11 protein-coding genes are annotated in these 10,715 nt (G+C 71.1%); 6 read left to right on the forward strand and 5 right to left on the reverse strand.

Going from position 1 to position 10,715, the window contains the following annotated elements:
• Positions 1-11: 11 nt before the first annotated feature.
• Positions 12-1,295, reverse strand: coding sequence for an adenylosuccinate synthase (locus ACFW9D_RS09470; RefSeq protein WP_384619668.1), 1,284 nt, complete (start codon positions 1,293-1,295; stop codon positions 12-14).
• Between the two features lie 182 nt (positions 1,296-1,477).
• On the opposite strand from ACFW9D_RS09470, the gene ACFW9D_RS09475 reads away from it, so the two are divergent.
• A complete protein-coding gene (locus tag ACFW9D_RS09475) occupies positions 1,478-2,314 on the forward strand; it encodes a diacylglycerol kinase family protein (protein WP_384619671.1) in 837 nt (278 codons plus the stop codon).
• A gap of 101 nt (positions 2,315-2,415) precedes the next feature.
• On the opposite strand, the gene ACFW9D_RS09480 is transcribed toward ACFW9D_RS09475, so the two are convergent.
• A complete protein-coding gene (locus tag ACFW9D_RS09480) occupies positions 2,416-2,859 on the reverse strand; it encodes a MarR family winged helix-turn-helix transcriptional regulator (protein ID WP_384619707.1) in 444 nt (147 codons plus the stop codon).
• 177 nt (positions 2,860-3,036) lie between these two features.
• Here ACFW9D_RS09480 and ACFW9D_RS09485 point away from each other — a divergent pair, with 177 nt between their 5' ends.
• The gene (locus tag ACFW9D_RS09485; RefSeq protein ID WP_384619674.1) at positions 3,037-4,521 is read left to right on the forward strand and encodes an MFS transporter; all 1,485 of its coding nucleotides are present in this window, start codon (positions 3,037-3,039) and stop codon (positions 4,519-4,521) included.
• A 356-nt stretch (positions 4,522-4,877) separates the two neighbouring features.
• Here the strand turns inward: ACFW9D_RS09485 and ACFW9D_RS09490 are convergent, their stop codons facing one another.
• From ACFW9D_RS09490 to ACFW9D_RS09500, 3 genes are all read right to left on the reverse strand, one after another.
• On the reverse strand, positions 4,878-5,528 hold the full coding sequence (locus tag ACFW9D_RS09490; RefSeq protein ID WP_384619676.1) for a hypothetical protein: 651 nt from the start codon (positions 5,526-5,528) through the stop codon (positions 4,878-4,880).
• Positions 5,529-5,665: 137 nt separating this feature from the next.
• Complete coding sequence (locus ACFW9D_RS09495) at positions 5,666-6,349, reverse strand: GntR family transcriptional regulator (protein ID WP_188338158.1); 684 nt, start codon at positions 6,347-6,349, stop codon at positions 5,666-5,668.
• A gap of 120 nt (positions 6,350-6,469) precedes the next feature.
• Positions 6,470-7,207 carry an SLATT domain-containing protein gene (locus ACFW9D_RS09500; protein WP_384619678.1) on the reverse strand — a complete coding sequence of 246 codons (738 nt, stop codon included), beginning with the start codon at positions 7,205-7,207 and terminating at the stop codon, positions 6,470-6,472.
• Positions 7,208-7,456: 249 nt separating this feature from the next.
• On the opposite strand from ACFW9D_RS09500, the gene ACFW9D_RS09505 reads away from it, so the two are divergent.
• The 4 genes from ACFW9D_RS09505 to ACFW9D_RS09520 all read left to right on the forward strand — a co-directional run bounded on the left by ACFW9D_RS09505 (position 7,457) and on the right by ACFW9D_RS09520 (position 10,634).
• Entirely contained in the window at positions 7,457-7,801 is a 345-nt protein-coding gene (locus tag ACFW9D_RS09505) for a YbaB/EbfC family nucleoid-associated protein (RefSeq protein WP_188338159.1), read from the forward strand.
• A gap of 80 nt (positions 7,802-7,881) precedes the next feature.
• Positions 7,882-8,481 (forward strand): recombination mediator RecR, encoded by a 600-nt coding sequence (gene recR / locus ACFW9D_RS09510; protein WP_018529216.1) that lies wholly within the window; start codon positions 7,882-7,884, stop codon positions 8,479-8,481.
• Positions 8,474-9,139: a DUF5063 domain-containing protein gene (locus tag ACFW9D_RS09515; protein ID WP_384619682.1), complete on the forward strand. Its 666-nt coding sequence runs from the start codon at positions 8,474-8,476 to the stop codon at positions 9,137-9,139. The genes recR and ACFW9D_RS09515 overlap by 8 nt, the downstream gene beginning before the upstream one ends.
• Positions 9,140-9,350: 211 nt before the next feature.
• Entirely contained in the window at positions 9,351-10,634 is a 1,284-nt protein-coding gene (locus ACFW9D_RS09520; RefSeq protein ID WP_188338161.1) for an aspartate kinase, read from the forward strand.
• Positions 10,635-10,715 lie beyond the last annotated feature (81 nt).

Here is a 10,715-nt window from a genome sequence, read left to right on the forward strand (position 1 = left end):
CGTGTCCTGGGTTACAGGAACGAGTTGATCTCGATCGTCTCGTCGCGGCCGGGGCCGACGCCGATGGCCGAGATGGGGGCGCCGGACATGTCCTCCAGCGCCTTCACGTAGGCCTGCGCGTTCTTGGGGAGGTCGGCGAAGGTCTTGGCCTTCGTGATGTCCTCCGACCAGCCGGGCAGGTTCTCGTAGATCGGCTTCGCGTGGTGGAAGTCGGTCTGGGAGTACGGGAGCTCCTCGACGCGCTTGCCGTCGATCTCGTAGGCGACGCAGACCGGGATCTGCTCCCAGCCCGTGAGGACGTCGAGCTTGGTGAGGAAGAAGTCGGTCAGGCCGTTGACGCGGGTCGCGTAGCGGGCGATGACCGCGTCGAACCAGCCGCAGCGGCGGTCACGGCCGGTGGTGACACCGCGCTCGCCGCCGATGCGGCGCAGGTCCTCGCCGTCCTGGTCGAAGAGCTCGGTCGGGAACGGGCCCGCGCCGACTCGCGTGGTGTACGCCTTCAGGATGCCGATGACGCGGCTGATCTTCGTCGGACCGACGCCGGCGCCGGTGCAGGCGCCGCCCGCGGTCGGGTTCGACGAGGTGACGAAGGGGTACGTGCCGTGGTCGATGTCCAGGAGCGTGCCCTGGCCGCCTTCGAAGAGGACGACCTTGTTCTCCTCGAGGGCGTTGTTCAGGATCAGGGTCGTGTCGGCCACGTAGCCCTTGATCTGGTCCGCGTAGCCGAGGAGCTCCTCCACCACCTGCTGCGACTCGATCGCGCGGCGGTTGTACAGCTTGGTCAGGAGTTGGTTCTTGACCTCGAGCGCCGCTTCGACCTTCTGGGTGAGGATCGACTCGTCGTAGAGGTCCTGCACACGGATACCGACGCGGTTGATCTTGTCCGCGTAGGTCGGGCCGATGCCGCGCCCGGTCGTGCCGATCTTGCGCTTGCCGAGGAAGCGCTCCGTCACCTTGTCGACCGTGACGTTGTACGGCGTGATGATGTGAGCGTTGCCGCTGATCAGGAGCTTGGACGTGTCGACGCCGCGCTCGTTCAGACCGCTCAGCTCGGAGAGCAGGACCGACGGGTCGACGACGACACCGTTACCGATGACCGGCGTGCAGTCCGGGGAGAGGATTCCGGAAGGGAGGAGGTGCAGCGCGTACTTCTGGTCGCCTACGACAACCGTGTGGCCGGCGTTGTTGCCGCCCTGGTAGCGCACTACGTAGTCCACGGACCCACCGAGCAGGTCGGTGGCCTTTCCCTTGCCTTCGTCACCCCACTGAGCACCGAGCAGCACAAGTGCGGGCACAGGCGTACACCCCTTCCGGGCGGGGCATGTCCAAGGTCAGGGGCCGCAGCCGCTGATGTGCGTCACAGCCTTCGTGAACCTTGGGGTACCCCGGAATAGACGAAGCCCCTGGCGCAATAGCGCAAGGGGCTCTTGCACAAAGATGCTACCCGAGGAAGCGAGGCGGAGCCGAGGTGGCGGCTTTGGACCATCCGTCGGACCGCGTGGGCGAGGCGCTGTCGCGGCAGCTCCTGGTGATCGTGGACCCGTCGGCGCGGCGTGCGGACGGGGAGTCCGTACGGATCGCGAAGGACGTTCTGTGCGCGGCCGCGACCGCGAAGGTGTGCCTGCCGGAGGGGCCCGCGGAGTTCGCGCGGGCGCTGGCGCGGCGGGGCGGGAGGCGGCCCGTGGTCGTGGGCGACGACCGGGCGCTGCTGCGGGCCGTGTCGCTGCTCCACCGGGACCGGGAGCTGGGCGACGCCGTGCTGGCGATGGTGCCCGTGGGGGCCTCCGTGGGGCTCGCGCGCTCCCTCGGGGTGCCGGCGAGCCCGGTCGCGGCGGCGCGGGCGGCGCTCGACGGGGTGGAGCGGCGGCTCGACCTGCTGGTCGACGACAGCGACGGGGTGGTGCTCGGCGAGCTCCGGATCCCGCCGGTCGGGCCTTCCGGGGAGAGCTCCGGCGGTTCCGGACTGCCGTTCCTGCGGACGTGCCGGTCGCTGGTGCGCGGGTTCGGGACGCGGTCGGCGGGGAGCGCGGCGCCCGCGCCGGGGGCGGCGGCCCGGCTCCGGGTCGAGGCCGACGGGGTGATGCTGGTGGACCTGGACCAGCCGGTCGACGGGGTGTCCGTCGGGGCGGGGGCGGGCTTCGCGCAGGTCGAGGTGCGGGTCGGCGCCGCCGGCGGGGCGGTCCGGGTGGCGGCCCGGAGCGTGACCGTCTCGGGGGCCGATTTCCGGTACCGGGCGGACGCGGTGATCGGGGGTCCGGTACGGAGACGGACCTGGGCGGTCCGCGCGGGGGCGTGGGCGCTGGCGTTGCCGTAGCGCGCCGCGGGGGCTCGGCGCGGGTGCGGGTGGGGCCGCGTCGGGGTCACCGTCGGGGCTGGACGGCGCTGCCGACCGCGGCGCCACGGGGAGGTGGACGGTCAGGGGCGGGGCCAGGGGCGGCCGTCGAGGCGTTCTATCGCTCGGTTGAGGCGGTGCAGGGACGCGGTGAAGGTCGCGGCCTCGGCGGGGGACCAGTCGTCCATCAGGTCCTCCAGGATGCCGAGGTTGCGGGCGCGGTCGCCGTCCAGCGCGCGCTCGCCCTCCTCCGTGATCCGGAACTTGCGGGCGATCCCGCCGTCGGGGTCGGGGATGCGCTCGACGAGGCCCTGCCGGGTCATCGCGGCGGTCTGCCGGTTCAGCGTCGACGCGTCGAGCCCGGTCGCCTCGCTGAGCTGGCCGATCGACATCGGGCCGACCATCTGGATGCGGGTGAGCAGGATGTAGGCGCTGCGGTCGAGGTTCCAGATCGACGCTCTGGCGCGGTGCGCGAAGAGATACGCGTGCCGGTTGAACAGCATCGTCTCGAACTCGAGCTGCCGCATCGTGGCGTCCTTGTCGCCACCGGAGCCCTCGCTCGCGTCAGCCACCTCAGCCACCTCGACCCGTCCTTCCTCCGCTTACCGGCAGGTATATCACGGCGATATGCACCGTACATGTGTTGTGCATCGTGCACATGGATTGTACGGTGCACATCCCAAGGACGAAGGAGCTCAACCGCCATGGAAGCCAGCAAGCCCGGGGCCGCGCCCACCGGCCACCCCGGGCGCATCGTCGCCGTACTCGCGTTCGGCGGCATCGTGGCCTCGGTCATGCAGACCCTGGTCGTGCCCCTGCTCGGCGAGCTGCCGCGCATCCTCGGCACCTCCCGGTCGAACGCGACCTGGGTCGTCACCGTCACCCTGCTCGCGGGCGCCGTCGCCACGCCGATCATGGGGCGGCTCGGAGACCTGTACGGCAAGCGGCGGATGCTGCTCGTCTCGACCGTGCCGCTGATCGCCGGTTCGGTCGTCGCCGCGCTGGCCTCCGACCTGACCACGATGGTCGTCGGCCGGGGCCTCCAGGGCCTTGGCGTCGGTCTCGTGCCGCTCGGCATCAGCCTGCTGCGCGATCTCGTGCCGCCGGAGAAGCTCGGCACGTCCATCGCCCTGATGAGCGCCTCGCTCGGTATCGGCGGCGCGCTCGGGCTGCCGTTCGCCTCGGCGATCGCGGACTACGGCAGCTGGCGCGTGCTCTTCTGGGTGTCGGCGGGCCTGAGCGTGGCCATCGCCGCGCTGCTGAAGTTCGCCGTGCCCGACACGGAGCGGCGGGCGCCGGTGACGGGCGGCTTCGACTACGTCGGGGCCGTCGCGCTCGGCGCCGGTCTGGTCGCGCTGCTGCTCGCCGTGTCGAAGGGCGCGGACTGGGGCTGGGGGAGCGGGACGACGCTCGGCCTGTTCGCCGTCGCCGTCGTCGTGCTGCTCGGCTGGGGGCTGTGGGAGCTGCGCGTACCGGAGCCCATGGTGGACCTGCGCACCACCGCCCGGCCGCGGGTCCTGCTGACGAACGCCGCGTCCGTCGTGGTCGGCTTCGCGATGTACGCCTCGTCGCTGATCGTGCCGCAGCTGCTGCAGCTGCCGAAGGAGACCGGGTACGGGCTCGGGCAGTCGATGATGGCGATGGGCCTGTGGATGATGCCGGGCGGGCTGATGATGATGGCGGTCGCGCCGCTCGGCGGGAAGCTGTCCGGCAAGCACGGGCCGAAGGTCACGCTGCTGCTCGGCAGCGTCGTGATCGCCGTCGGGTACGGGATCTCCGGGTTCCTGATGAGCAGCGCGTGGCAGCTGACGCTGGTGATGTGTGTGATCACGGCGGGGGTGGGGCTCGCCTACGGTGCGATGCCGGCCCTGATCATGAGTGGTGTGCCGCAGTCCGAGACGGCGGCGGCGAACAGTTTCAACACGCTGATGCGGTCCATCGGTACGTCGGCCTCCGCCGCCGTGATCGGGGTCGTGCTGTCGCAGATGACCGTGTCGGGGGGCGGGTTCACGCTTCCGTCCGAGGACGCGTTCCGTACGGGGATGTTGATCGGGTGCGGGGTGGCGGTGATCGGGGCGCTGATCACGCTGGCGATTCCGTATCGCGCCGCCGAGGTGGGCGCTGCCGGGGGTGAGGCGGGGGTGTCGGCGGAGGCGGCGGCCTCCCGGCCGGGGGCGGCGCGTTCCTGAACGGGTCGCGCCGTAGGGGCCGGGCGTCGTCGCCGGGTGCGCCACCGTCGTGGTTGCTCGCGCAGTTCCCCGCGCCCCTGGGGGGCACTTCGTGCGCCCCCCGGGGGGCCGGCTGATCGCGCTCCGTGGCCGGAGTCGCTGTTCGGGTCGCGCCATAGGATCCGGGCGTCGTCGCCGGGTGCGCCACCGTCGTGGTTGCTCGCGCAGTTCCCCGCGCCCCTGGGGGGGGCACTTCGTGCGCCCCCGGGGGGCCGGCTGATCGCGCTCCGTGGCCGGAGTCGCTGAGCGGACACAGTCCCGGGCCCCTGAAGGCGCACTTCGTGCGCCCCAGGGGGCCGTCTTCGGGATCGGGGCGGTCAGCTGAAGATGATCATGGAGCTTTGGGCCAGGCTGCGGGTTGCGGCCTGGTGGAGGCCCAGCCAGACGTGGCGTTCGCGGGCGAACGGGCTGTCGTCGAGAGGGACGGACGCGGCCGGCTCCTCGAGGGACGTCGGCGCCGCCGGAGGCACGGGCGGCAGCGGCGGGTTCGCCGGGTCGATCCCGATGGCCGGCGCCACGAACTCCAGCTCTCGCAGCAGCGCGTGAGAGGAGCCCAGCGGCCCGCCCCCGGCGAGGAGTTCGTCGTCGGACAGTGGCGCGGGGAAGTCCACGGGCACGTACGCGCCCGCGTGGTCGTAGTGCCAGACCAGGTGCGAGCCCTGGGCCGTCGACTCGAACATCTCCAGCAACTGCTCGTAGTCCCCGCCCAGTTCGTCGACCGGCGTCACCGCGAGCCCGCACAGCTGGAGCAGATAGGCGCGGCGCAGGAAGTGCAGCGCGTCGTAGTCGAACCCCGCGACCGGGGCCACGTCACCGGAGAGCCCCGGCATGTACGCGTGGACCGGCACCGGCGGGAGTCCCGCGTCGTGCAGTGCCCTGTCGTAGAGCGCGAGTTCCTCGGCGAAGGGGTTGTCGGGGCTGTGGCACAGCACGTCGACCAGGGGGACCAGCCACAGGTCACAGGCCAAGGGGGCTCCTTCGAAGCTCCGTTCGCACCGGGGGTTCCCGGCGTACGCCAGCGTAATGGGCGACACGGCGGCGCCACCCTGCCTTGCAGGTACCCATCGCGGGCAGGGAATCAGTCCGGGATTCGGCCCGGGAACGGTCAGCCCTTGGCGAGGGACTCGATCAGGACGAGCGCGTCCTCGTTGTACGCGGCGACGATCGCGTGCGCCGCGTGCGCGTCCCGCGCGACGAGCGCGTCGACGAGCTCGCAGTGCCCCGACCAGAGCCGGCCGCGCAGATCGCCGGCCCGGCGCAGGTGCGGCACCGCGCACATCCAGGACTGGACGCGCAGCCGGTGGAAGAAGTCGGACAGGTACGGGTTGCCGAAGAGCGCGGAGAGCTCGCGCCAGAAGCGCAGGTCGTAGCCGATCAGCACGTTCAGGTCGCCGGCCCCGGCGGCGCGGGCGGCCTCCTCGCCGCGGCGCCGGACCCCGGCGAGGGCGGCGGGCGTGCGCGGATCGTCCGGCGGGTTCTCGGACAGGCCCCGGAAGATGCCGTCGGCGACGAGACTGCGGGCCTCGATCATCGAGCGGTAGTCGCCCAGCGAGTACTCGTGGACCCGGAAGCCGCGGTGCTGGGCCGAGTCGAGCAGCCCCTGCGCGGTCAGGTCGACCAGCGCCTCACGGACGGGGGTCGCCGACACCCCGTACCCCTCGGCGATCTCCTTGACCGTGAACTCCTGCCCCGGGGCGAGCCGCCCGCCGAGGATCTCGTCGCGCAGCGCGTCCGCGATCTGCTGGCGCAGGGTGCTGCGGGTGACGGCGAGGCCGTCGGAGACTGGCACGGATCGGATCCCTCGGGTCGGCCGGCGGCGGCTGCGTCGCCGCTGTCGATGCTGATGATGTTCGCGATGTCGTTACTGATGCGGAAACGACTGTACGAATCGCCAGCCTAGCCCCACCCCTCAGCGCGGCTCCGGCGGTCGCTGGCGGGGCATGTTCGGACGGGTGCCCGGAGGGAGCGGGAAGCGGCCCGGTGGCGGGACCTCGGCGGGCCGCGGTGGGCCGGGCACGGAGGACTGCATGCCGAGCGGGGCCGGGCCCGAGCGGAACTCGACCATCCAGTCCGCGGTCTCGGCGCGGACCAGCTCGGTGACGTCCTCCGAGAAGCGGCGCAGGACGGACAGACAGCGCTCGGCGGCCTCGCCGGCCGTGCCCTCGGCGGGTCCGAGCACCTCGCGCACGCTCTCCGAGGCCCAGTCGAACTGCAGCACCTGGAGCCGTCGCTGCACGGCCTGCGCCGTGGCGACGTCCCTTATCCAGCCGGAGGTCAGCCCGAAGTACCGGTCGCCGACCACGCACGCGACCGCGAGCAGCAGCGCCAGATAGCCCCAGGGGGCGCCGCCGCGGATCACCCGCGTCAGGTCGAGCAGCGGCAGCACCGCTCCGCAGACCGCGCCGAGCGCGGCGCCCGCGCGCAGGGCCCGGGCGGCGCGCCGCTTGCGGACCCGGTCGGTGAGGTACCAGGAGGCGGTGCGCAGGGCGCCCTCCTCGACCCAGCGGTACAGCTCGTCGAGGCGCTCGGCGGGCTCGCCCCAGTCGCCGAGCGGGAACGCCCGCCCCGAGAGGTCACCGGTGCGCGCCCCGCCCCCGGCGGGGTCCGCCTGCGACGGACCCTCGGGCTGCATCTCCGGCTGACTCACCCGGCACTCCCTGGGCTGGTTACGGATGGGGCTGAATGTGCAGCATCTTCCTACCGCCCAATGGGTGGCCCTGTTCCCGTTTTCGAGGGGTATCCGCTCAGAAGTGGCCGTTGATCAGGTATAGGGACCCCGGCCGACTCACTCGAAAGAGTGCAGCGCGACATGCCGGGGCGGGCGCCCCCCGGACCACGTAGGCTCGTTCGGACAGACACTCCGTACAGACCGTCCGTACAGACCAAGGAGCTCATCGTGATCCCCGGTGGTGGCCAGCCCAACATGCAGCAGCTGCTCCAGCAGGCCCAGAAGATGCAGCAGGACCTCGCGAAGGCGCAGGAGGAGCTGGCGCGCACGGAGGTCGAGGGGCAGGCGGGCGGCGGTCTCGTCAAGGCGACGGTGACGGGCTCGGGCGAGCTGCGGGGCCTGGTCATCGACCCGAAGGCGGTCGACCCGGAGGACACCGAGACGCTGGCCGACCTGGTGGTCGCGGCGGTCCAGGCGGCGAACGAGAACGCGCAGTCGCTCCAGCAGCAGAAGCTCGGCCCGCTGGCCCAGGGCCTCGGCGGCGGCAGCGGCATCCCGGGCCTCCCCTTCTAGACCCGGTTCCGACTACCGTACGTATCAAGACAGCGGTGCGTATCAGGACACCGCACACGACCTGAAGGCGAAGGCACTCCGTGTACGAAGGCGTGGTCCAGGACCTCATCGACGAACTGGGCAGGCTGCCCGGCGTCGGTCCCAAGAGCGCGCAGCGGATCGCCTTCCACATCCTGCAGGCGGAGCCGACCGATGTGCGGCGCCTCGCGCAGGCGCTGATGGAGGTCAAGGCCAAGGTCCGCTTCTGCGCGACGTGCGGGAACGTGGCGCAGGAAGAGCTGTGCAACATCTGCCGCGACCCGCGCCGCGATCTGAGCGTCATCTGCGTGGTCGAGGAGCCCAAGGACGTCGTGGCGATCGAGCGCACCCGTGAGTTCCGGGGCAAGTACCACGTGCTCGGCGGCGCCATCAGCCCGATCGAGGGTGTGGGCCCCGACGACCTGCGTATACGGGAACTTCTCGCGCGGTTGGCCGACGGGACGGTCACGGAGCTGATCCTGGCCACGGACCCGAACCTGGAGGGCGAGGCCACCGCCACGTACCTCGCCAGGATGATCAAGCCCATGGGCCTGAAGGTCACCCGCCTGGCCAGCGGCCTCCCCGTCGGGGGCGACCTGGAGTACGCGGACGAGGTGACCCTCGGCCGTGCCTTCGAGGGGAGACGACTGCTAGATGTCTGACGCCACGCTCCACGCCACCAGTCAGGATCCGGACAGCTTCGCTGTTCAGATCTCCGACCAGATCGAGTCGTTCCTCGTCGCGGTGACCGAGGTCGCCAAGGGCGACGAGCCGGACTCGGCGGTGCCGTTCCTGCTGCTCGAGGTCTCGCAGCTGCTGCTCGCGGGCGGCCGGCTCGGCGCGCACGAGGACATCGTCCCGGACGAGCGCTACGAGCCCGACCTGGGCCCGGAGGGCGACGTGGACGAGCTGCGCGAGCGGCTCGCCCGGATGCTGGACCCGGTCGACGTGTACTCGGAGGTCTTCGACCCGTACGAGCCGCGCAAGGCGCCGGTCGCCGCCCGGATCTCGGACGACCTCGCGGACGTCATCGCGGATCTGCGGCACGGCATGGCGCACTACCGCGCGGGCCGGGTCACCGAGGCCCTGTGGTGGTGGCAGTTCTCGTACTTCTCGAACTGGGGCTCCACGGCCTCGGCGACGCTGCGCGCGCTGCAGTCGCTGGTCGCGCACGTGCGGCTGAACCAGCCGCTGGACGACCTGGACGGCCTGGACACCGACGAGGACCTGAGCCGGGCCGAGGGCACCCTGGAGGAAGAGGCCGGCAAGGTCATGGCGCAGGAGATCGCGGGCCCGCTGGGACTGCGTCCGGTCAAGTGACCTGGCCCACTTTCCCGGTTGCCGCGGATGCGGCTGGGCATGCGCTCGTGCGGAGCGGCCGGTCGGCACCAGGAAACCCAGCGCCCACGACGTGAGCGGGACATCTCACGATGTGGTAAAGCTGGGGCGGATTTCGGCCGCTCGTTAGACTGAGCCGACCGCGGTACGCGTACGTACACGCGGTGACAGACGGACTGAGCGAGGAGCGCACGTGGGCCTTGTCGTGCAGAAGTACGGAGGCTCCTCCGTTGCAGATGCCGAAGGCATCAAGCGGGTCGCCAAGCGCATCGTCGACGCCAAGAAGAACGGCAACCAGGTGGTTGTCGTGGTGTCGGCCATGGGTGACACGACGGATGAGTTGATCGATCTCGCCGAGCAGGTATCCCCGATCCCTGCCGGGCGCGAATTCGACATGCTGCTGACCGCCGGAGAGCGGATCTCCATGGCCCTGCTGGCCATGGCGATCAAAAACCTGGGCCACGAGGCCCAGTCGTTCACGGGCAGCCAGGCAGGCGTCATCACCGACTCGGTCCACAACAAAGCCCGGATCATCGACGTCACGCCGGGGCGCATCCGGACCTCCATCGAAGAGGGCAACATCGCCATCGTCGCGGGGTTCCAGGGCGTCAGCCAGGAGGGCAAGAACATCACGACCCTCGGGCGTGGTGGTTCGGACACGACGGCCGTCGCCCTCGCCGCCGCGCTCGACGCGGAGGTCTGTGAGATCTACACGGACGTCGACGGTGTGTTCACCGCCGACCCGCGCGTCGTGAAGAAGGCGCGGAAGATCGACTGGATCTCCTTCGAGGACATGCTGGAGCTCGCCAGCTCCGGGTCCAAGGTGCTCCTCCACCGCTGTGTGGAGTACGCGCGCCGGTACAACATCCCGATCCACGTGCGGTCCTCGTTCAGCGGACTGCAGGGCACCTGGGTCAGCAACGAGCCGATCAAGAAGCAGCAAGGGGAAGAGCCCGTGGAGCAGGCGATCATCTCCGGTGTCGCGCACGACACCTCCGAGGCGAAGGTCACCGTCGTCGGCGTCCCCGACAAGCCGGGCGAGGCCGCGAAGATCTTCCGCGCCATCGCGGACTCCGAGATCAACATCGACATGGTCGTGCAGAACGTGTCGGCCGCGTCGACGGGTCTGACGGACATCTCCTTCACGCTCCCCAAGACCGAGGGCCGCAAGGCCATCGACGCCCTGGAGAAGCAGAAGGACGCCGTCGGCTTCGCCTCGCTGCGCTACGACGACCAGATCGCCAAGATCTCCCTCGTGGGCGCCGGCATGAAGACGAACCCGGGTGTCACGGCCGGGTTCTTCGAGGCGCTCAGCGACGCGGGCGTCAACATCGAGCTGATCTCGACCTCCGAGATCCGCATCTCGGTCGTCACCCGCGCCGAGGACGTCACCGAGGCCGTCCAGGCCGTGCACACCGCCTTCGGCCTGGACTCCGAGTCCGACGAGGCCGTGGTCTACGGAGGCACCGGCCGCTGATGGCCGTGAGTCCTGAGCGGCGTGCCGGGGCCCCGGCGGCGGGTGACGCCCCGGGGCGGGGCGGGGGCGGCTGGCTGGGAG

This window comes from Streptomyces sp. NPDC059524 (assembly GCF_042749255.1).
Taxonomy (GTDB): Bacteria; Actinomycetota; Actinomycetes; order Streptomycetales; family Streptomycetaceae; genus Streptomyces; species Streptomyces xanthii.